This window comes from Pseudomonas thermotolerans DSM 14292 (assembly GCF_000364625.1).
In the GTDB taxonomy this organism is placed as follows: Bacteria; Pseudomonadota; Gammaproteobacteria; order Pseudomonadales; family Pseudomonadaceae; genus Aquipseudomonas; species Aquipseudomonas thermotolerans.
The window spans coordinates 175,119-196,759 of record NZ_KB822601.1; the positions used below are offsets into that span (position 1 = coordinate 175,119).

Consider the following 21,641-nt stretch of genomic DNA (forward strand, 5'->3'; position numbering starts at 1 on the left):
TGGCTCAGCGGTGGTAGGCCGCGGAGAGTTCGTGCACCGCCTCGAAGAAGGCCCCGGCATGGACCGGGTCGACTTCCGGGGTGATGCCGTGACCGAGGTTGAACACGTGGCCGGAACCCTCGCCGTAGGCGGCGAGGATCCGTGCCACCTCGGCGCGGATCGCCGCCGGCTTGGCGTAGAGCACACTGGGGTCCATGTTGCCCTGCAGCGCCACCTTGGCACCGACCCGCGCGCGGGCGCTGCCGATGTCGCAGGTCCAGTCCAAGCCCAGCGCCTCGGCGCCGCTCTCGGCCATGGCCTCCAGCCACAGGCCGCCGCCCTTGGTAAAGAGGATCACCGGCACGCGGCGCCCTTCGTGCTCGCGGATCAGGCCGTCGACGATCTGCCGCATGTAGCGCAGGGAGAACTCCTGGAAGGCCGCCGCAGACAGCGCGCCGCCCCAGGAGTCGAAGATCTGAACCGCCTGGGCGCCGGCACGGATCTGCCCGTTGAGGTAGGCGGTCACCGCGCGGGCCAGCTTGTCGAGCAGCGCGTGCATGGCCTGCGGGTTGTCGTAGAGCATCGCCTTGGACTTGCGGAAGTCCCGCGAGGAACCGCCCTCGACCATGTAGGTGGCCAGGGTCCAGGGGCTGCCGGAGAAGCCGATCAGCGGCACCCGGCCGTTCAGCTCGCGGCGGATGGTGCGCACCGCCTCCATCACGTAGCCCAGCTCCTTATCCGCATCCGGCACCGGTAGCGCCTCGATGTCGGCCAGGGTGTTGACCACCTTCCTGAAACGCGGCCCCTCGCCGCTCTCGAAGTACAGGCCCTGACCCATGGCGTCGGGGATGGTAAGGATGTCCGAGAAGAGGATCGCCGCGTCCAGCTGCGGGTAGCGGTCTAGCGGCTGGATGGTCACCTCACAGGCCAGCTCGGGGTTCTTGCACAGGCTCATGAAGTCGCCGGCCTTGGCCCGGGTGGCGCGGTACTCGGGCAGGTAACGACCGGCCTGGCGCATCATCCATACCGGGGTGACATCGACGGGTTGCTTGAGCAGGGCGCGGAGGAAACGGTCGTTCTTCAATTCGGTCATCGCAGGGTCCAGGCTTGAACGGCGCAAAATTGTCGGCGGCATTCTCGCAGAGCCTCGCCGAAAAGGCACGGCACCCCTCGCCAACAGGCAAAATGCCCTGCGCGGAATCAACTTTATATTCCAAAAAGATAATCAAATAAAAAATTGATATAACTCAAGATAATTAAAAAGATTGATCGGCCCCACTTCCGCTCCTTAGAGTCTTCGCCACACCTTCAAGGAGCCCGTCATGAAGTCACTCACCTCTCTCCGTCACCGGCTGCTGGCCATCCTGGCCGGCTTAGGTCTGGCCACCGGCGCGCTGGCCGAGCCGGCGCAGACCCTGCGCATCGGCTACCAGAAGTTCAACAGCGTCAATATCCTCAAAGGCACCGGCGCCCTGGAGAAGGCCCTCGCCGAGCAAGGGGTGAGGGTCAGCTGGCACGAGTTCGCCGCCGGCCCGCAACTGCTCGAGGCCCTGAGCACCGGCGCCATCGACCTGGGGCATGCCGCCGACGCCCCCTCGGTATTCGCCCAGGCCAGTGGCAAACCGGTAGTCTACCTGGCGGCCGAACAGCCCTATCCCAAGGGCATCGGCGTGCTGGTTCGCAAGGACTCCGGAGTCGCCAGCCTGGCCGACCTCAAGGGCAAGCGCGTATCCACCGGCCGCGGCTGGAACGCCCAGTACCTACTGGCCCTGGCGCTGGAGGAAGCCGGCCTGAGCTACAAGGACATCATCCCGGCTTACGTCAGCAGTGCCGCCGACGCCATCTCCGCTCTGCAGTCGGGCAGCGTCGAGGCCACCACCCTGTGGGATCCCTTCCTGGCGGCCGCCGAGCTGCAGCTGCCGGTGCGCAACCTGCGAGACGGTCAGGGCCTGACCAACAACCGCACCTTCTACCTGAGCACCGCCGCCTTCGTCGATGCCAACCCTGAGTTGGTGCGCACCTTCTTCGCCCAGCTGCAGGAAACCAACAGCTGGGCCAACGCCCACCCGGACGAGGTAGCCGCCCTGCTGGCACCGCAGCTGGGCATCGACCCGGCGATCCTCAAGACCGCCACCGAACGCCGCAACTACAGTGCTACGGCGATCAGCGAGGAAATAGTCGCCGAACAGCAGAAGCTCGCCGACACCTTCGTCGCCTTGGGCGTGCTGCCGCGCAGCGTCAGGGTCGCCGAGGCCGTCTACCCACACAACCTGCTGCCCTGAATGCGGCGCCCGGGTCCTTCTATGAGCCGTCCCCCGATTCGCTTCAATGCTTTCAGCATGAACACCCCGGTGCACCAGTCGCCGGGGCTGTGGCGCCATCCGCGCAACCAGTGCCGGCGCTTCAACCAACTGGACTACTGGCTGGAGCTGGCCCAGCTGCTGGAACGAGGGCGGTTCGACGCCCTGTTCCTGGCCGACACCATGGGCTTCTCCGACGTCTACCAGGGGCGTATCGACAGCGCCCTGGCGCACGGCGTGCAGGCGCCGATCCACGATCCGCTGGTGCTGGTCGCGGCCCTGGCCGGGCATACCCGCCACCTGGGCTTCGGCCTGACCTTCTCGCTGAGCTACGAGCACCCCTACCCCTTCGCCCGGCGCATCTCCACCCTGGATCACCTGAGCGGCGGGCGCATCGCCTGGAACATAGTCACCGGCTACCTGAACAGCGCGGCGCAGAACAACGGCCTGACCCGCCAACTGCCCCACGACCAGCGCTACGACCAGGCCGACGAATACCTGGAGGTGCTCTACAAGCTCTGGGAATACAGCTGGGAGGATGATGCGCTGGTCAACGATGCTCAGCGCGGGGTCTTCATCGACCCGGCCAAGGTGCATCCGATCGAGCATGCAGGCCAGTACTACCAGGTGCCCGGGGTGCATATCTGCGAGCCGTCGCCGCAGCGTACCCCGGTGCTCTTCCAGGCCGGTGCCTCGGCCCGCGGTCAGCGCTTCGCCGCCGAGCATGCCGAGTGCCTGTTCATCAGCGCGCCGACCCAGGCGGCACTGGCCGGCTACGTGCGCGCCCTGCGCCAGGCAGCCCGTGAGGCTGGGCGCAGCGGCCAGCTGATCTACGCCCAGGCGCTGGTCATAGTCGACAGCAGCGACGAGGCGGCCCAGGCCCGTTACGCCGATTATCGCCGCTACGTCGACGTTCCCGGCGCCCTGACCCTGCTCTCCGGCTGGACCGGCATCGACTTCTCCGGCTACGCCCCCGATGCGGTGATCCGCTACCTGGAGAACGACGCCGGACGCACGGCGCTGGGCTCCTTCACCCTGGCCGATCCGCAGCGCGAATGGACGGTGGGCGAAGCCGCCGAGTTCATCAGCCTGGGTGGCCGCGGTCCGGTACTGGTGGGGTCCGCCGCAACCGTGGCCGATAGCCTGGAGGAATGGCTGGACAACACCGGCATCGACGGCTTCAACCTGACCTACGCGGTGGCCCATGACGACCTGCGCGCGGTGGTCGAGCACTTGGTGCCCGAGCTGCAGCGCCGTGGCCGCTACCCCTTGGAATACCCCGAAGGCACCCTGCGCCACAAGCTGTTCGGCCGGGGCGACCGGCTGCCCCCCGAGCATCGTGGCCGGCGCCGCTAGCGACCCCGTACATGAAAACGCCCGCGGTAAGCGCGGGCGTTCCATTGTTCGGCAGCCTGAGGTTTACACGCCCAGGTAGTCGAGGATCCCCTCGGCGGCCTGGCGGCCTTCGTAGATGGCGGTCACCACCAGATCGGAGCCGCGCACCATGTCGCCACCGGCGAAGATCTTCGGATTGCTGGTCTGGTGCTTATAGGTGCCGTTGGCCGGGGCGATCACCCGACCCTGGCTGTCCAGCTCGATGCCGAAATCGGCGAACCAGGGCGCCGGGCTCGGGCGAAAACCGAAGGCGATGATCACCGCGTCGGCCGGAAGGATCTCCTCGGAGCCGGGGATCGGCTCGGGGACCCGGCGGCCGCGGGCATCCGGTTCGCCGAGCCGAGTCTCGACCACCTTGACCCCGGCCACCGCGCCGTCGAACTCGACGATGCCGATCGGCTGACGGTTGAACAGGAACTTCACGCCCTCGTCCTTGGCGTTCTTCACCTCGCGGCGCGAACCGGGCATGTTCTCGGCGTCACGGCGGTAGGCACAGGTGACGCTCTTGGCCCCCTGGCGGATCGAGGTGCGGTTGCAGTCCATGGCGGTGTCGCCGCCGCCCAGCACCACCACCTTCTTGCCCTTCATGTCGATGAACTCGTTGGAAAAGCCGAGGTTGCGCTTGACGTTGGCGATCAGGAAGTCCAGGGCATCGTAGACGCCCGGCAGGTGCTCACCGGGGAAACCGCCCTTCATGTAAGTGTAGGTGCCCATGCCCATGAACACCGCATCGAACTCGTCGAGCAGCTGCTGCATGCTGACGTCCTTGCCCACCTCGGTGTTCAGGCGGAACTCGATGCCCATGCCGCTGAACACCTCGCGGCGACGGCTGAGCACGTGCTTCTCGAGCTTGAACTCGGGAATCCCGAAGGTCAGCAGGCCGCCGATCTCCGGGTTCTTGTCGAACACCACCGGGGTCACCCCGTTGCGCACCAACACGTCGGCGCAACCGAGGCCCGCCGGACCGGCGCCGATCACCGCGACCCGCCTGCCGGTCGGCTTGACCTTGGACATGTCCGGCCGCCAGCCCATGGCGAAGGCGGTGTCGGTGATGTACTTCTCCACCGAGCCGATGGTCACCGCGCCGAACCCGTCGTTCAGGGTGCAGGCACCCTCACATAGGCGGTCCTGCGGGCACACCCGGCCGCAGACTTCCGGCAGGGTGTTGGTCTGGTGGGACAGCTCGGCGGCGGCCAGGATGTTGCCTTCCGAGACCAGCTTCAGCCAGTTCGGAATGTAGTTGTGCACCGGGCACTTCCATTCGCAGTAAGGGTTGCCGCAGGCCAGGCAACGGTGGGCCTGCTCGCTGGCCTGCTGCGGCTTGAAGGGCTCGTAGATTTCCACGAACTCCTTCTTGCGCTGGCGCAACAGCTTCTTCTTCGGATCCTTGCGACCGACCTCGATGAACTGGAAGTCGTTGTTCAGACGTTCAGTCATTTCAAAACCTCTTCACGGCAGCGGCGAGCCCCGGGCTCAAGCCGCCAGTCAACCTCGGTGGGCCGGCGGTCCCGGCGGCTGCGCTGACCTGCAGCGCCGGAAGCGCGGCTGCGAACCTTGCGTTATTGGGGGTTGGCGCGAGTACTGGAGAGCAGCGACTTCAGGCTTGCCGCCTTGGGCTTCACCAGCCAGAACTTGCGCAGGTAGTCGTCCAGGTTCTCGGCGAGGGTCCGTCCCCACTCGCTGCCAGTTTCCGCCACGTACTCGTCCAGCACGCCCTGCAGATGGCTGCGGTAGGCTTCCATCGCCTCGTTGCTGATCCGCTGGATTTCCACCAGCTCGTGGTTGACGCGGTCGACGAAGCTGTTGTCCAGGTCGAGCACGTAGGCGAAGCCGCCGGTCATGCCCGAACCAAAGTTGTAGCCGGTCCTGCCCAGCACGCAGACGAAACCGCCGGTCATGTATTCGCAGCAGTGGTCGCCGGTCCCCTCCACCACGGCATGGGCCCCAGAGTTGCGCACCGCGAAGCGCTCGCCGGCGGTCCCCGCGGCGAACAGCTTGCCGCCGGTGGCGCCGTACAGGCAGGTGTTGCCGATGATCGCCGACTCCTGGGTCTTCAGCGCGCTGCCGGCCGGCGGGGTGATGACGATCTTGCCGCCGGTCATGCCCTTGCCGACGTAGTCGTTGGCGTCGCCTTCCAGGTACAGGTGCAGGCCACCGGCGTTCCACACGCCGAAGCTCTGTCCCGCGGTGCCCTTGAAGCGGAAGGTGATGGGCGCGTCGGCCATGCCCTGGTTGCCGTGGTGTCGGGCGATCTCGCCGGAGATGCGCGCGCCGATGGATCGGTCGCAGTTGCAGATATCCAGCTCGAATTCGCCGCCACGCTTGCTGGCGATGGCGTCCCGGGCCAGCTCGAGCATCTTCTCGGCGAGCAGGCCGGGGTCGAACGGCGGGTTGCGCTCGATCTCACAGTACTGCGGCTTGTCGGCCGGGACATGGGCACTGCCGAGCAGCGGGGTCAGGTCCAGGTTGGCCTGCTTGGCGGTCTCGCCGGGCAGCACTTCGAGCAGGTCGGTGCGACCGATCAGCTCGGAGAGGCTGCGCACGCCGAGCTTGGCCAGCCACTCACGAGTCTCGGTGGCGATGAAGGTGAAGAAGTTCACCACCATGTCCACGGTGCCGATGAAGTGGTCCTTGCGCAGCTTCTCGTTCTGGGTGGCCACGCCGGTGGCGCAGTTGTTCAGATGGCAGATGCGCAGGTACTTGCAGCCCAGGGCAACCATGGGCGCGGTGCCGAAACCGAAACTCTCGGCGCCGAGAATCGCTGCCTTGATCACGTCCAAGCCGGTCTTCAGGCCGCCATCGGTCTGCACCCGCACCTTGCCGCGCAGGTCGTTGCCGCGCAGGGTCTGGTGGGTCTCGGCGAGGCCCAGCTCCCACGGAGAGCCGGCGTACTTGATGGAGGTCAGCGGCGAGGCACCGGTACCGCCGTCGTAGCCGGAGATGGTGATCAGATCGGCATAGGCCTTGGCCACGCCGGCGGCGATGGTGCCCACCCCGGCCTCGGCGACCAGCTTGACCGACACCAGGGCCTGCGGATTGACCTGCTTGAGGTCGTAGATCAGCTGGGCCAGGTCCTCGATCGAGTAGATGTCGTGGTGCGGCGGCGGGGAGATCAGGGTCACGCCGGGCACCGCGTAGCGCAGGCGGGCGATCAGGCCGTTGACCTTGCCGCCGGGCAGCTGGCCGCCCTCGCCGGGCTTGGCGCCCTGGGCCACCTTGATCTGCAGCACCTCGGCGTTGACCAGATACTCCGGGGTGACGCCGAAGCGGCCGGTGGCCACCTGCTTGATCTTCGAGCTCTTGATGGTGCCGTAGCGCGCCGGGTCCTCACCGCCCTCACCGGAGTTGGAACGCGCGCCCAGGCGGTTCATGGCCTCGGCCAGAGCCTCGTGGGCCTCCGGCGACAGGGCGCCGAGGGAGATGCCGGCGGCGTCGAAGCGCTTGAAGATGGCTTCCAGCGGCTCCACCTCGTCGAGCGGCAGTGGCTGTTCGGCGACCTTGACCTTGAGCAGGTCGCGGAGCATGGATACCGGGCGGTTGTCCACCAGCGCCGAGTACTCCTTGAACTTCTCGTAGCTGCCCTGCTGCACGGCAGCCTGCAGGGCGTTCACCACGTCCGGGTTGTAGGCGTGGTACTCGCCGCCGTAGACGAACTTCAGCAGGCCGCCTTGCTGGATCGGCTTGCGGTTGTTCCAGGCTTCCGCGGCGAGCAGCTTCTGCTCGTTCTCCAGGTCGACGAAGCGCGCGCCCTGCAGGCGGCTGGCGACCCCCTTGAAGCACAGCTCGGTGACCTCGTCGGCCAGGCCGACCGCCTCGAACAGCTGGGCGCCGCGGTAGGAGGCGATGGTCGAGATGCCCATCTTCGAGAGGATCTTCAGCAGGCCCTTGGAGATGCCCTTGCGGTAGTGCTTGAACACCTCGTAGAGGTCGCCGAGCACTTCGCCGGTGCGGATCAGGTCGCCGAGCACCTCGTAGGCCAGGAACGGATAGACCGCTGAGGCACCGAAGCCGATCAGCACCGCGTAGTGGTGCGGGTCACGGGCAGTGGCGGTTTCCACCAGGATGTTGCAGTCGCAGCGCAGGCCCTTCTCCACCAGGCGGTGGTGCACGGCGCCGGTGACCAGCGCGGCATGCGCCGGCAGCTTGCCGGGGGCGATGTGGCGGTCGGAGAGCACCAGCAGCACCTTGCCGGCGCGCACCGCTTCCTCGGCCTGGTCGGCCATGTTGCGGATCGCCGCCTCCAGGCCCAGCGACTCGTCGTAGTTCATGTCGATGAAGTGACGCTCGAAGCCCGGGCGCTCCAGGCTCATCAGCGCGCGCCACTTGGCCGGGGAGATCACCGGGCTGCTGAGGATCACTCGGCTGGCGTGCTCCGGGGACTCCTGGAAGATGTTGCGCTCGGCGCCCAGGCAGATCTCCAGGGACATCACGATGGACTCACGCAACGGGTCGATCGGCGGGTTGGTGACCTGGGCGAACTGCTGGCGGAAGTAGTCGTAGGGCGAGCGGATGCGCTGGGAGAGCACCGCCATCGGGGTGTCGTCACCCATGGAGCCGACTGCCTCCTGGCCCTGCTCGCCGAGAGGACGCAGCACCTGGTCACGCTCCTCGAAGGTGACCTGGAACATCTTCATGTACTGCTTGAGCTGGTCGCCGTCGTAGAAGGGCGCACCGTGGTCGCGGTCCTCCAGGGTGGCCTGGATGCGCTGGGCATGCTTGCGCAGCCACTGCTTGTAGGGGTGGCGCGATTTCAGGCGGCTGTCGATCGCCTCGGTATCCAGCACCTGGCCGGTCTCGGTGTCCACGGCGAGGATCTGCCCCGGGCCGACGCGGCCCTTGGCCAGCACGTCCTCCGGCTTGTAGTCCCACACGCCGATTTCCGAGGCCAGGGTGATGTAGCCGTTCTTGGTGGTCACCCAGCGCGCCGGGCGCAGGCCGTTGCGGTCCAGCAGGCAGACCGCGTAGCGGCCGTCGGTGAGCACCACCCCGGCAGGGCCGTCCCAGGGCTCCATGTGCATGGAGTTGTACTCATAGAAGGCGCGCAGGTCGGCGTCCATGGTCTCGACGTTCTGCCAGGCCGGCGGAATGATCATGCGCACGGCGCGGAACAGGTCGATGCCGCCGGTGACCATCAGCTCGAGCATGTTGTCCATGCTCGAGGAATCGGAACCCACGCGGTTGACCAGCGGGCCCAGCTCGTCCAGGTCGGGGATCAGGTCGTTGGCGAACTTGCCGCGCCGCGCCATCGCCCAGTTGCGGTTGCCGGTGATGGTGTTGATCTCGCCGTTGTGGGCGAGGAAGCGGAACGGCTGGGCCAGCGGCCACTTCGGCAGGGTGTTGGTGGAAAAGCGCTGGTGGAACACGCAAATGGCGGTCTTCAGGCGCTCGTCACCCAGGTCCGGATAGAAGGCGGCCAGGTCGGCCGGCATCATCAGGCCCTTGTAGATGATGGTCTTGTGGGAGAAGCTGCAGACGTAGTGGTCGGTATCCGCGGCGTTGGCCACCGAGGAGCGACGCCGGGCGCTGAACAGCTTGATGGCGAATTCCTGGTCGGAGAGCCCTTCGCCGCCGACGAACACCTGCTCGATGATCGGCAGGCGCTCCAGGGCCAGCGGACCGAGCACGCTGGTGTCGATCGGCACCTTGCGCCAGCCGATCAGCTGCAGACCGGCGGCGAGGATCTCGCGGTCCATGTTGGCGCGGGCGATCTCGGCCTTGGCCGGATCCTGATTGAAGAACACCATGCCCACGGCGTACTGCTTGGGCAGCTCGACGCCCAGTTCCGCACGGGCGACGGCACGCAGGAATTCATCGGGCTTCTGGATCAGCAGACCGCAGCCGTCGCCTGTCTTGCCGTCCGCGTTGATACCGCCGCGGTGGGTCATACAAGTCAGGGCCTCGATGGCCGTCTGCAACAGGTTATGGCTGGCCTCGCCCTGCATGTGGGCGATCAGACCGAAGCCGCAGTTATCCTTGAACTCCTCAGGATGATACAGACCTGCTCTCATAGGGACTCTCACCAGGATGCCTTTTGGTTAAGGCAATTACTTTTTGATTCAGGTACTTACCAAACGCGCAGGACTTAGCGCCGGCTTTGCGCAGGCAAAAGGGGGGTCATTCTACACAGAGGACAGGGGGGCCACAAACCCCCAAATGACGCACAAGCAACACCTTATGTCGCTAAATTGAAAGGATCAAGCCGGAGGAACATGTTAGCCGACCACCTGCAGTCCTTCGGCAGACACCACCGAGCCTGGTGCCACGGACGAAAAGGCCGGCTTGCCCAGGGGACAAACCGGCCGTCAGCGGAACTTGCAGAAAGGCGACGTCGCGCGCCGCCGTCAGCGCATCTGCGCTTCCTGCTGGATGCTGGCGAAGGTCTTCGGCCAAGGCTTACCCGCCTGGACGTTGGCCGGCAGGGTGCGGATGGCCGCCTGGGCCGCCTCGCGGGAGGCGAAGCTGCCGTAGGTCACCACGTACAGCGGCTGCCCCTGGTGGATCTTCTTGAAGTACCGATAGCCGCTGCCGTGCTGACGGACGAAGGCCTGGGCGCTGCTTTCCGAGCGCGTGCCGAGCACCTGCAGAGCATAGTGGGAACCCACCTGGCTGCGGTACCAGTCGCTGCCCGCCACCGGCGCCCCGGCGACCGGCCTGGCTGCCGGTTGGGGCTGGGCCGGCTTGGACTGCACCACCGGCTTGGCCGCTGGCGCCGGCGCGGCCGGCTTGGCGACCGGCTGGGGCGCCGGTTGCGCCACGCTGCGCGGCCGGCTGGGCGCCGGGGGAGTGCTCGGCGCCGCGGCAGCAGGTACCGGGGCAGGTACCGGGGCGGGCGCCGGCGGCACAGCCACGGTCACCGGCGGCGGCACCGGCACGCTTGCCGGCAGCGGCGCCGAGGTCACCGGCTCGCTGGACGGGGCTTCCTCATCCTCCTGACCGCCAGCCTGAGCCAGCGGCTGGCGAATCACCGGCTGCGCCTCGCCTACCAGCGGCAGCGGCAGCGGCTGGCTGGAGCCGGCGAACTCGATGGCCGGCGCGTCACCGGCCGCTTGCTGCGCACCGTCCGCGGGGGCCACCTGGGCCACCGCCGGGGCCTGGACTTCGGGCGTCGAGCCGCTCTTCATCAGGAAGGCCGCGACCACCGCGATCACCACGATGCCGATGGCCAGCAGATGTTTCTGCGGCAGCCTGAAAGCGACCCCGCCGGAGCGTTCCGCGCTGCGTTCGGCGAGCATCGCCTCGACGAGCATCTCCCGCGCCACCTGGTTGATAAGCCCCGGCCAGCCCCTGGACTGCTCGTGGATCTCCGCGATCTGCTCATCGCTGAACACCGCCAGCCCCTGCCCGGCACCCTCCAGACGCTGCGCCAGATACTCCGCGGTCTCCTCCTCGGTATAGGGCTGCAGCTCGATGGCATGGAAGCTTTCGCCGCCGTCGGCCAGCTGCTCCAGACGCGGCAGCAGCGACGGGTGGCCGAACAGGAAGACGTGCGGGCGCCCTTCGGCACGCCCGGCGGCCAGGCCCAGTAGGGCCTCCAAGGCGGAATCGTCCAGTTCCTCGGCGTCATCGACCAGCAGGTACACCTCCTGGTCGGTCAGCGCCAGCTGGGCCACCTGGGCCTGGATGCTGCGCAGCTCCGCCTGCGGCGAGTTCAGCCCCTGGGCCACCTGGCGCAGCAGGCCGCCGGCGTCCATCCCGCCGCGTGCCGAGACCACCACGCTGTGCACCGTCTGCTTGTTGGTGCTGGCCACCAGGGCCTGACGCAACAGCGTCTTGCCACTGCCCTTGGGGCCGGTGACCACCAGCAGCAGCTGGCTGTAGCGCGCCAGATGGTGCAACTGGCCGAGCACCGGCTTGCGCTGGGCGGGGAAGAACTTGAATCCCGGCACCCGAGGCGCGAAGGGGTCGTGACTGAACTGGTAGTGACTGAGGAACGCCTCGTCGGCATGCAAACTGGTCATGGTGCTCTCGATAGGTCTCAAAGCTGCTCCACCAGCGCCCGGTAGTCGGTCGCCAGCGTTGCCTCCAGAATCTCGCGCGGGAAATCGGCGGTCACCACGGCATCGCCCATCTTCCGCAGCAGGACCAGGCGCAGGCGCCCGGCCTGGACTTTCTTGTCGACCGCCATGTGCTGGAGGAAGTCCTCAGGCGTCATGTCCTGCGGCGGCGCCACCGGCAGGCCGGCACGCTGCAGCAGACGGATCCCGCGATCGCGCTCCTGCGCAGTGATCCAGCCCAGACGTCTGGACATCTCCATCGCCATCACGGTTCCCGCGGCCACCGCCTCCCCGTGCAGCCAGGCGCCATAGCCCTGGTGCGCCTCAATGGCATGACCGAAGGTATGCCCGAGGTTGAGGATGGCACGCAGTCCGGACTCACGCTCATCGGCGCCGACCACCCGGGCCTTGGCCGCACAGGAGCGCTCGATGACCTCGCTCAGAGCCTGCTGGTCGAGTCCGCGCAGCGCCTCCAGATGTTCCTCCAGCCAGCCGAGGAAGGGCTCGTCGCAGATCAGCCCGTACTTGATGACCTCCGCCAGGCCGGCGGACAGCTCGCGGGGCGGCAGGGTCGCCAGGGTGGCGGTATCGATCACCACCGCCTTGGGCTGGTAGAAGGCCCCCACCATGTTCTTGCCCAGCGGGTGGTTGATGCCGGTCTTGCCGCCCACCGAGGAGTCCACCTGGGACAGCAGGGTAGTCGGCACCTGGACGAAGGCCACGCCGCGCTGGTAGCAGGCCGCGGCGAAGCCGGCCATGTCACCCACCACACCGCCGCCGAGAGCGACGACGGTGGTACCCCGGTCGTGGCGAGCCTCGAGCAACCCGTCGAAGATCTTCTGGAGGGTTTCCCAGTTCTTGAACGCCTCGCCATCGGGCAGCACCACGCAGGCCACCTCAAAGCGCTGCAGGGCGGCCTTTAGCTTGTCCAGATACAGGGGGGCAATGGTTTCGTTGGTGACGATGGCGACCTGCCGGCCGCCGATGTGCTGCGCGAACAGCTCCGGCTGTTCGAGCAGGCCGGCGCCGATATAGATGGGATAACTGCGATCGCCCAGGTTTACATGGAGAGTGTGCATACGGCCCCCACTGTGAAAAGGGCTCTAGGATAGCGCAAATCCCCGGGTCTCAACGCGGCGGCAGCGAATGCACACGCTCGAGGATTTCCTGCACGACCATGCGCGGCGGACGAGTGTCGGTCTCGATGACCAGATCGGCGATTTCCCGGTAGAGGGGGTCGCGCACCGCCATCAGGTCGCGCAGCACCTTGCCCGGATCGGCGGTGCGCAGCAACGGCCGGTTGCGGTCACGGGCGGTGCGTTCGATCTGCTGTTCCACCGAGGTATGCAGATAGATCACCCGCCCGCCGGCCCGCAGTGCGCGGCGATTGTCCTCACGGAGCACCGCGCCGCCGCCGGTGGCCAGCACCAGACCGTCGGCGCCGCAGAGCTCGGCGATCACCGCATGCTCGCGCTCCCGGAAGCCCTGCTCACCCTCCACGTCGAAGATCCAGGGGATGTCCGCCCCGGTCCGCTGCTCGATTTCCTTGTCGGAATCCTTGAACGGCAGTTTCAGTTCTTTTGCCAACAAACGCCCGATGGTGCTCTTTCCAGCTCCCATCGGGCCGACCAGAATCAAATTTCTCACGAAGATCAATGGTTCACTGCAATCGCCTGACTGTTCATGATACGCGGAGTCAGGAAGATCAGCAGCTCAGACTTCTTGTCCGTAACGGTATCCCGACGGAACAGGCGACCGAGGAACGGCAGGTCTCCGAGGAACGGCACCTTGTCGACGGCCTTCGTCTGGGTGTTGGAGAACACCCCACCGATCACGATGGTCTCGCCATCGGACACCAGCACCTTGGCATTCACCTCGTTCTTCTTGATCGGCGGCACGTTGTTCAGCGCGTTGGCGAAGTCCGGCTCGTCCTTGGTGACCTTGACGTCCATCATCACCCGGTTGTCCGGGGTGATCTGCGGGGTCACCTCCAGCGACAATGAGGCTTCCTTGAAGGAGGTACTGGTGGCACCGCTGGAGCTCGCCTCCTGGTAGGGCACTTCCGAGCCTTTCAGGATCTTCGCGGTTTCCTTGTCGGAGGTCACCACCTTCGGCTGCGACACCACCTCGCCGTTGCCGGTCTTCTCCATGGCGGAGAGCTGCAGGTCGAGGATCAGGTGATCGGAAATGAAGCCGATGCCGATGCCGGAGGTGCTGTCTTTCGCGCCCATGTCGACGAAGGGCACCGGCGCCACGCCATCCTGGGCCGTCCAGTTGCCGATGGTGTCGCTACCCGGCAGGAAGCGCTGGCCATCCTCGAAGGTCTGGGCGCCGTCCTTACCGTAGACACTCCACTTGTTGTTGGTCCAGGCACCGCCCCAGCGCACGCCCAGGGACTTGTCGTAATCGACGTTGGCCTCGACGATGCGCGCCTCGATCATCACCTGGCGCACCGGGATGTCCAGCTGCGAGACGATGCGCCGCAGCTCGTCGAGCTTGTCCTGAGTCTGGTAGGCGATGATGCTGTTGGTGCGGTCGTCCACGGTGATGGAGCCGCGCTCATCCTGGGTGCTGCTGCCGTCGCCGCTGGTCACCGACTGGAACAGCTTGGCGATGTCGGCCGCCTTGGCATAGTTCACCTGGATCAGCTCGCGGCGCAGCGGCGCCAGTTCGGCGATCTGCTTCTGCGACTCCAGCTCCTGACGCTCGCGCTCGGCGATCTCGGCGGCCGGGGCCACCAGCAGCACGTTGCCGACCTTGCGCTTGTCCAGGCCCTTGGTCTTCAGAACCAGGTCCAGAGCCTGATCCCAGGGCACGTTCTGCAGGCGCAGGGTGATGTTGCCCTGCACGGTATCACTGGCAACCAGGTTCAGATCGGTGAAGTCGGCGATCAGCTGCAGCACCGAACGCACGTCGATGTCCTGGAAGTTCAGGGACAGCTTCTCGCCGGTGTAGGCGAAGCTCTCGGCACGGCGGCGCTCGGCGTCCTGCTGGGTGAGCGGCTTGACGCTGATGGTCAGCTTGTTGTCGGTCTGGAAGGCCAGGTAGTCATAAAGGCCGGTCGGTTCGATGACGATGCTGGCGCTGTCGACACCGCCACTGGCGCTGACGAACTGCACCGGGGTGGCGAAGTCCTTGACGTCCAAGCGCACCCGCAGGTTCTCCGGCAGCTGGGTCTTGGCGAAGTCCAGACGAATCTTGCCGCCCTGCTCCTTGATGTCCGGGCTCACCGAAGGATCGGAAAGCACGATGACCACGTTGCCCTCGCCCTTCTCGCCACGCTGGAAGTCGATGTTGCCAATGGCACGACGTGCGGCATAGACCGGTTTGGCGGCGACCGGCGCCGGGGACACGACCGCGCCGGAAGCCGGAAGTGCAGCGGTCTGGGTCGAACCTGCCGAATCCCCCACGACCACGAACAGGTTGTTGCCCTCGCTGCGGGTGCTGTAGGGCACCAGGGTGGTCAGGTTGATGATCAGCCGGGTACGGTCCTTGGCCTCGACCACGGTGACGCTACGGGCATTGCCCACGCCCAAGTCGCGATTCTTGGCACCCAGCTTGTTCTTGACCCCGGGCAGGTCGAGCGCGATGCGTGCCGGCTGGTCGATGGTGTAGCCGCGCGGCGAGGCCACCGGCTCGTCGAAGGCCAGCTTCAGCTCCACCTTCCCCCCCGGAAGAGCCGCTACATCCAGCGCCTGCAGGTCGGCGGCCAGCAGGGCCGGCGACAGGAAGGCCGCGATCAGGGACGCGCAAAGGCGCGAAAGAGTGTTGTTCATCCTCGAATTCCGTTGTGCAGACCGGTCGTTGTTTTTCATTTCCCCACCCTAAATGCTTCAGGAGCGCTCTTTCAGAGCGAGGCTTCTGGGCCGCTCCAGCCAGCCGCCTTCGCCATCGGGAACGATCTCGATGACTTCCACCTTGGCTTCGTCGATCGACACAATGCGGCCGTGGTTACGCCCCAGGTAATCCCCCACCTTGACCCGGTGCACTCCCCCGGCACCGCTGACCAGGGCATATTTGCCATCCTTGTTGGAAAGGGTTCCCACCATCTCGAAGGTCTCGATGTTGAAACCTTCCAGGAACTGTTTGACGCGCGTTTCGTCCGGCTTGACCTCCTTGGAGCCCTTCGGCCGGCTGGTCAGATCGATCTTGACAGGCGGCTGGAAAGGGCTGCGCAGGGTCGAGGCGTTGTAGGTGAAGGCCTCGTACGGCTGGAACTTGGGCAGCGGCTCGATGGAACCCTTCGGCCGTGCCCGCACCTCGTCCATATAGGCCTGCAGGTCCGCGAAATCGCCGCCCCCGCAGCCAGCCAATCCCAGGACAATCACGCCATAAAGAGCAACATGGGAGCTTTTCACTTCTGCAGCCCCTTTTCGTTGTAGCGGTAGGTTTTCGCCAGGATGCTCATACGCAGCTTGGTACTGCTGTCTTCCGACACCGGCTTGATCTCGAAATCGTGCAGCGTGACGATGCGCGGCAGGCTGGAGACGCCGCTTACGAAGGTGGCCAGGTCATGGTAGGCACCTACCACCGAGATCTGGATCGGCAGCTCGACGTAGAACTGCTGGGTGACCTCCGGCAGCAGCTTGATTTCCTCGAACTCCAGACCACTGCCCAGGCCGGTACGGGTGATGTCCTCCAGCAGTCCTGGCACCTCGGTATCGCTCGGCAGCTGTCGCAGCAGCGCGCCGAACGACACTTCCATCTCCTTCATCTGCGCCTTGTAGGCCTCCAGGTTGGCCGCCTGGAAGGCCTTGGTGGAGAACTGCTCCTTGAGCGTCGCCTCCTCGGCGCGTTTCTGGTCGAGCTGCGCTTCCAGATCGCGCAGGTGGAAGTTGTACCCCAGCACCAGGACCAGAATGAGCAGCAGGGCGCAGACGATGACCTTGACCGGGGTGGGCCAGGACCCCAGGTTGTTGAGGTCGAGATCGTTGATGTCGATCTTGCGGAGGCTTTCCAGCGAGTCGGCAAAGCTCATTTCTTGACTCCTTCCTCTTCAACCGAAGGCTGGGTCTGCTGGACGGTCAACTGGAACACGTTGGCCTGGTCCAGGGTGCCAGCGGTCACCGCCTTGACGGCGGTGAGGTTCGGCTGAGTCAGCCAGTCCGAGGCATCCAGGTTACGCATCAGGCTGGAGACGCGGTTGTTGGATTCCGCCGCCCCCTGGATGGAAATGGTCTTGTCTTTCATGCCGAGCGAGGTGTAGTACACCCCGTCCGGGAGGGTACGCACCAACTGGTCGAACAGACGGACGATGATCGGCCGGTTGCCCTGCAGGTCCTGGATGATCTTCATCCTTTCCAGCAGTTGCTGCCGACGGGTCTTCAGTTCGCTGATTTCCTTGATGCGCGCATCCAGAACCGCAATTTCCTTGCGGATGAACTCGTTGCGCGCGTTCTGCTGCTCGATGGCCCCGTTCAGGTACTGGTCACCCAGGAACACCAGACCGGCAGCCACCACCAGCACGCCGACCAGAGTCGCCAGGAAGCGCTGCTTGCGTTCCTCGCGGAGCTGTTCACGCCAGGGCAGAAGGTTTATGCGCGCCATCAGTCGAAACTCCTCATCGCCAGACCACACGCAATCATCAGCGCCGGCGCATCGCTCGCCAGAGCGCCGGCGTTGACCTTGCTACTCAACGCCATGTCGGCGAACGGGTTCGCCACCAGGGTCGGAGTTCCGATCTTCTGCTGGATCAACCGATCCAAATCGGGAATGGAGGCAGTGCCTCCGGCCAGGAGGATGTAGTCGACGTCATTGTACTGGCCGGCGGCGAAGAAGAACTGCAGGGAACGGGATACCTGCTGCACCACCGCCTCCTTGAACGGCTGCAGGACCTCGCTCTCGTAGTCGTCCGGCAGTCCGCCCTGCTTCTTGGCCAGGCCGGCTTCCTCCACCGACAGGCCATAGCGGCGCTGGATCTCGTCGGTCAGCTGCTTGCCGCCGAACAGCTGCTCGCGGGTGTAGATGGTGCGGCCGTTGTGCAGGACGCTGAGGGTGGTCATGGTCGCGCCGATGTCGACCACCGCCACGGTCAGATCGCCGCTGCCGTTGTCGAGCTGTGCCGCCAGGAGGCCGTAGGCACGCTCCAGAGCGTAGGCCTCGACGTCCACCACCTTGGCGGTGATCCCTGCCAGGGCCAGGGCAGCCTCGCGCACCTCGACGTTTTCCTTGCGGCAGGCGGCGAGCAGCACCTCGACCCGCTCCGGATTGCGCGGCGAGGGGCCTTGGACCTCGAAGTCGATGGCCACCTCTTCCAGCGGGTAAGGAATGTACTGATCCGCCTCGATCTTCAGCTGGGTCTCCAGATCGTCGTCGGAGAGACCCGCCTCCATCTCGATGGTCTTGGTGATCACCGCCGAGCCGGCGACCGCGACGGCGGCCGTGCGCACGCCAGTCTTGGCCTTGGCGAGCACCCGTGACAGTGCCTGCCCGACCCCCTCCATGTCGGCGATGTTCTTCTCGACCACGGCATTCGGCGGAAGCGGTTCGACCGCGTATGCCTCTACCTTGTAGCGACTACCCGAACGACTCAGTTCCAGAAGCTTGACCGAGGTCGAACTGATATCTATCCCCAGAAGCGAATTCGCTTTCTTATTGAAGAGCCCTAGCACGACCGTTTTCCTATTGACATCCGCGAGTTACGGACGATTTATGTTTTTCCACATTAAATAACAGTCTTGACACCAGCGCCAATAGCCCTTTAGGGACGAAAAGCGCTTATAATGTGAACGGCTTTCCTGTTTCGGCCTTATTTTTTGTTATAACCCGCTCTTTTATCTGGAATTTTCCGCGAGTCCTGATGCGCCTGCTGAAGCTTGTCTGGTGGTTCTGCGTCGCCGTTTTTTGTGGACTGTTACTCAGTTTCAGCGGTGCCTACCTCTACCTCGGACCCAATCTCCCCTCCGTCGATGCGCTCCGACGCATCCAGCTGCAGATCCCCCTCCGGGTCTACAGCAACGATGGCAAGCTGATCGCCGAGTTCGGCGAGATGCGCCGTTCCCCCATCCGCTTTGCGGATATTCCCCCAGATTTCATCAACGCGCTACTGTCCGCGGAAGATGACAATTTCGCGCACCATTATGGCGTCGATCTTAGCAGCCTAATGCGCGCCGCCACTCAATTATTGAAAAGCGGCCAGATCCAGACCGGCGGCAGCACCATCACCATGCAGGTGGCGAAGAACTACTTTCTCACCAGCGAGCGCAGCTTCTCGCGCAAGATCAACGAGATCCTCCTCGCCCTGCAGATCGAGCGCGAGCTGACCAAGGACGAGATCCTCGAGCTCTACGTCAACAAGATCTACCTGGGCAACCGCGCCTACGGCATCGAGGCCGCCGCGCAGGTCTACTACGGCAAGTCCATCCGCGACCTGACCCTGGGACAGATGGCGATGATCGCCGGCCTGCCTAAGGCGCCCTCGCGCTTCAACCCGCTGGTCAACCCGGAGCGCAGCAAGGAGCGCCGCGACTGGATCCTCGGCCGCATGTACCGTCTCGGCAAGATCGACGAGGCACGCTACCGCGCCGCGCTGAACGAGCCGATAGACGCCAGTTACCACGTGCCGAGCCCGGAGATCAGCGCCCCCTACGTCGCCGAGATGGCCCGCGCCGAGATGGTCGGCCGCTACGGCAGCGACGCCTATACCGAGGGTTTCCACGTCACCACCACGGTACCCAGCCAGATGCAGGAGGCCGCCAACCGCGCCGTCCAGCAGGGGCTGATCACCTACGACCAGCGCCACGGCTACCGCGGTCCGGAAACCCGCCTTCCGGGCATGACCATGGAAACCTGGCGCCAGGAGCTGGCGAAGCAGAAGAACATCGGGGGTCTGGAGCCGGCCATCGTCACCCAGGTGACCAAGAGCGGCATCATGGTGCTGACCCGCAGCGGCCAGGAAGAGGCCGTGGCCTGGGACAGCATGAAGTGGGCGCGGCCCTTCCTCAACACCAACAGCCTGGGGCCGCGGCCGCAGCAGCCAGCCGACGTGGTGCAGATCGGCGACCTGATCCGCGTGCAGCGCCTGGAGGACGGCAGCCTGGCCTTCCGCCAGGTACCGGCTGCGCAGAGCGCCCTGGTGTCGCTGAACCCCTATAACGGCGCGATCCTCGCCTTGGTCGGCGGCTTCTCTTTCGAGCAGAGCAACTACAACCGCGCCACCCAGGCCAAGCGCCAGCCCGGCTCCAGTTTCAAGCCCTTCATCTATGCGGCGGCGCTGGACCGCGGCTATACCGCCGCCACCCTGGTCAACGATGCACCCATCGTATTCTACGAAGCAGGCATGGAATCCGCCTGGCGGCCGAAGAACGACAACAACACATTCCTCGGCCCGATCCGCCTGCGCGAGGCGCTGTACAAGTCGCGCAACCTGGTGTCGATCCGCCTGCTGCAGTCCATCGGCATCGACTACACCCTCGACTACATCAGCAAGTTCGGCCTCAACCGCCAGGACCTGCCGCGCAACCTGTCGCTGGCCCTGGGCACCGCCAACCTGACGCCGCTGGAGATCGCCGGCGGCTGGACCGCCTTCGCCAACGGTGGCTACCGGATCCAGCCGTACCTGATCGAGCGCATCGACAGCCGCTTCGGCGAGCCGCTGTTCATCGCCAATCCGCCCACCGTGCCCGGCACCGACAGGACTCCCGCCGTGGAGGAAGAACAGGATCCGGCGGAGAGCGGCCTGATGTCCGCCAGCACCTCAAGCCTGACGCCGGTCCCGCCGCAGCCGGTGGAGGCCGAGCGGATCATCGACGCACGCACCGCCTACATCATGACCAGCATGCTGCAGGACGTGATCAAGAAGGGCACCGGTCGCCGCGCCCTGGCCATGGGTCGCGACGACATCGCCGGCAAGACCGGCACCACCAACGAATCCAAGGACAGCTGGTTCACCGGCTACAACGCCGACTACCTGACCACCGTGTGGGTCGGCTTCGACCAGCCGGAAAGCCTGGGTCGCCACGAGTTCGGCGGCACCGTGGCCCTGCCGATTTGGATGGACTACATGGGCGCCGTGCTCAAGGACAAGCCGTCGCATCTGCCGCCCGAGCCGGAAGGTCTGCTCACCCTGCGCATCGATCCGCTGAGCGGCCGCACCGCCCCGCCGGGGACTCCGGGCGCCTACTTCGAGCTGTTCAAGAACGAGGATTCGCCGCCGCCGATGAGCGAGCTTGACCAGAACGGCTACGTGCCTGGAAGCCCGCTGCCGGCCGACGACGCAGCCCCCATCGACCTGTTCTAGGGGCCAGGAAAAGCGCGGGCCGGCAAATTGCCGGCCCCGCTCGCATTCCGAGCCAGCGCCCCAGGAACAGGGCCGCCGCCGCAGGGATGGCCGCCCTCGTCCCGAAGCCCCGGGCCATTCCCCTCGATGAAAGGAGGCGCACGCCTCGCGGCCCACCGCGGCAGCCTGCTGAAGGCTCGCCTCCTTCCGCGGACGCCTGCCTATTCGATCGCCACGTCCCGGGCGCGGCGCGGTGATTCAGCGCGCTTGGGCAGGGTCAGGTTGAGCACGCCATCGCGATACTCGGCCTTGATGTGCTCCTCGTCGGCGTCATCCGGCAGGCTGAAGGCCCGCGAGAAGCTGCCGTAGAAGCGTTCCACGCGATGCTGCTTGTGATCCTTGTCCTCCTTCTCGTAGCGTCGCTCGCCCCGCAGGATGAGCTGGCCAGCCTCGACCTTGACCTGGATGTCCTCGCGCTTGACCCCGGCAAGCTCGGCCTTGATCAGGTAGGCTTCCGGTGTCTCGCTGATGTCCACCGCCGGTACCCAGTCCGTGGCGGTCATCAGCTCCTGGCCGGAGCCGCTACCAGCCTTGCCCAGCAGGCGCGGATACTGATTGAAGAATTCCTCGAACTCCCGGAACGGATTCCAACGCGAAAGCGACATGGTGGTTTCCTCCTTGGTGCGCGGTCACGACGGCCGCAGCAACCAACTTATGCCCGGCAGCGGCAGCCACCTTGACCTGGATCAAGCCACC

The 21,641-nt window shown here is 65.6% G+C and carries 15 protein-coding genes; 3 read left to right on the top strand and 12 right to left on the bottom strand.

Annotation, left to right across the window (positions count from 1 at the left end; genetic code table 11):
* Window positions 1-4: 4 nt before the first annotated feature.
* Window positions 5-1,072: a uroporphyrinogen decarboxylase gene (gene hemE, locus H165_RS0103755; protein WP_017937573.1), complete on the bottom strand. Its 1,068-nt coding sequence runs from the start codon at window positions 1,070-1,072 to the stop codon at window positions 5-7.
* 229 nt (window positions 1,073-1,301) lie between these two features.
* Between hemE and H165_RS0103760 the strand changes: the two genes are divergently transcribed.
* Window positions 1,302-2,261, top strand: coding sequence for an aliphatic sulfonate ABC transporter substrate-binding protein (locus H165_RS0103760; protein ID WP_017937574.1), 960 nt, complete (start codon window positions 1,302-1,304; stop codon window positions 2,259-2,261).
* A gap of 21 nt (window positions 2,262-2,282) precedes the next feature.
* A complete protein-coding gene (locus H165_RS0103765; protein ID WP_017937575.1) occupies window positions 2,283-3,635 on the top strand; it encodes an LLM class flavin-dependent oxidoreductase in 1,353 nt (450 codons plus the stop codon).
* 63 nt (window positions 3,636-3,698) lie between these two features.
* On the opposite strand, the gene H165_RS0103770 is transcribed toward H165_RS0103765, so the two are convergent.
* From H165_RS0103770 to H165_RS0103815, 10 genes are all read right to left on the bottom strand, one after another.
* Window positions 3,699-5,111 (bottom strand): FAD-dependent oxidoreductase, encoded by a 1,413-nt coding sequence (locus H165_RS0103770; protein ID WP_017937576.1) that lies wholly within the window; start codon window positions 5,109-5,111, stop codon window positions 3,699-3,701.
* A 122-nt stretch (window positions 5,112-5,233) separates the two neighbouring features.
* Window positions 5,234-9,682, bottom strand: coding sequence for a glutamate synthase large subunit (gene gltB / locus H165_RS0103775; protein WP_017937577.1), 4,449 nt, complete (start codon window positions 9,680-9,682; stop codon window positions 5,234-5,236).
* A gap of 333 nt (window positions 9,683-10,015) precedes the next feature.
* A complete protein-coding gene (locus H165_RS0103780; protein ID WP_017937578.1) occupies window positions 10,016-11,632 on the bottom strand; it encodes an AAA family ATPase in 1,617 nt (538 codons plus the stop codon).
* A 17-nt stretch (window positions 11,633-11,649) separates the two neighbouring features.
* A complete protein-coding gene (gene aroB / locus H165_RS0103785; protein WP_017937579.1) occupies window positions 11,650-12,747 on the bottom strand; it encodes a 3-dehydroquinate synthase in 1,098 nt (365 codons plus the stop codon).
* A 49-nt stretch (window positions 12,748-12,796) separates the two neighbouring features.
* Complete coding sequence (aroK, locus tag H165_RS0103790) at window positions 12,797-13,315, bottom strand: shikimate kinase AroK (protein WP_081609325.1); 519 nt, start codon at window positions 13,313-13,315, stop codon at window positions 12,797-12,799.
* Between the two features lie 5 nt (window positions 13,316-13,320).
* Window positions 13,321-15,444 (bottom strand): type IV pilus secretin PilQ, encoded by a 2,124-nt coding sequence (locus tag H165_RS0103795; protein ID WP_017937581.1) that lies wholly within the window; start codon window positions 15,442-15,444, stop codon window positions 13,321-13,323.
* Between the two features lie 57 nt (window positions 15,445-15,501).
* A complete protein-coding gene (pilP, locus tag H165_RS0103800) occupies window positions 15,502-15,996 on the bottom strand; it encodes a type 4a pilus biogenesis lipoprotein PilP (protein ID WP_408002812.1) in 495 nt (164 codons plus the stop codon).
* A gap of 26 nt (window positions 15,997-16,022) precedes the next feature.
* Complete coding sequence (gene pilO, locus H165_RS0103805; RefSeq protein WP_017937583.1) at window positions 16,023-16,646, bottom strand: type 4a pilus biogenesis protein PilO; 624 nt, start codon at window positions 16,644-16,646, stop codon at window positions 16,023-16,025.
* A complete protein-coding gene (locus tag H165_RS0103810; RefSeq protein WP_017937584.1) occupies window positions 16,643-17,215 on the bottom strand; it encodes a PilN domain-containing protein in 573 nt (190 codons plus the stop codon). The genes pilO and H165_RS0103810 overlap by 4 nt, the downstream gene beginning before the upstream one ends.
* A complete protein-coding gene (locus H165_RS0103815; protein ID WP_026146339.1) occupies window positions 17,215-18,279 on the bottom strand; it encodes a pilus assembly protein PilM in 1,065 nt (354 codons plus the stop codon). The genes H165_RS0103810 and H165_RS0103815 overlap by 1 nt, the downstream gene beginning before the upstream one ends.
* A 185-nt stretch (window positions 18,280-18,464) precedes the next feature.
* Here H165_RS0103815 and H165_RS0103820 point away from each other — a divergent pair, with 185 nt between their 5' ends.
* The gene (locus tag H165_RS0103820; protein ID WP_026146340.1) at window positions 18,465-20,906 is read left to right on the top strand and encodes a penicillin-binding protein 1A; all 2,442 of its coding nucleotides are present in this window, start codon (window positions 18,465-18,467) and stop codon (window positions 20,904-20,906) included.
* Between the two features lie 200 nt (window positions 20,907-21,106).
* On the opposite strand, the gene H165_RS0103825 is transcribed toward H165_RS0103820, so the two are convergent.
* Complete coding sequence (locus H165_RS0103825) at window positions 21,107-21,550, bottom strand: Hsp20/alpha crystallin family protein (RefSeq protein ID WP_017937587.1); 444 nt, start codon at window positions 21,548-21,550, stop codon at window positions 21,107-21,109.
* Between the last annotated feature and the right edge of the window lie 91 nt (window positions 21,551-21,641).

Excerpts from the sequence above, each read along its gene's own strand:
- hemE (WP_017937573.1), bottom strand. The coding sequence starts at position 1,072 with ATGACCGAATTGAAGAACGACCGTTTCCTCCGCGCCCTGCTCAAGCAA.
- H165_RS0103760 (WP_017937574.1), top strand. The coding sequence starts at position 1,302 with ATGAAGTCACTCACCTCTCTCCGTCACCGGCTGCTGGCCATCCTGGCC.
- H165_RS0103765 (WP_017937575.1), top strand. The coding sequence starts at position 2,283 with ATGAGCCGTCCCCCGATTCGCTTCAATGCTTTCAGCATGAACACCCCG.
- H165_RS0103770 (WP_017937576.1), bottom strand. The coding sequence starts at position 5,111 with ATGACTGAACGTCTGAACAACGACTTCCAGTTCATCGAGGTCGGTCGC.
- gltB (WP_017937577.1), bottom strand. The coding sequence starts at position 9,682 with ATGAGAGCAGGTCTGTATCATCCTGAGGAGTTCAAGGATAACTGCGGC.
- H165_RS0103780 (WP_017937578.1), bottom strand. The coding sequence starts at position 11,632 with ATGACCAGTTTGCATGCCGACGAGGCGTTCCTCAGTCACTACCAGTTC.
- aroB (WP_017937579.1), bottom strand. The coding sequence starts at position 12,747 with ATGCACACTCTCCATGTAAACCTGGGCGATCGCAGTTATCCCATCTAT.
- H165_RS0103795 (WP_017937581.1), bottom strand. The coding sequence starts at position 15,444 with ATGAACAACACTCTTTCGCGCCTTTGCGCGTCCCTGATCGCGGCCTTC.
- pilO (WP_017937583.1), bottom strand. The coding sequence starts at position 16,646 with ATGAGCTTTGCCGACTCGCTGGAAAGCCTCCGCAAGATCGACATCAAC.
- H165_RS0103810 (WP_017937584.1), bottom strand. The coding sequence starts at position 17,215 with ATGGCGCGCATAAACCTTCTGCCCTGGCGTGAACAGCTCCGCGAGGAA.
- H165_RS0103825 (WP_017937587.1), bottom strand. The coding sequence starts at position 21,550 with ATGTCGCTTTCGCGTTGGAATCCGTTCCGGGAGTTCGAGGAATTCTTC.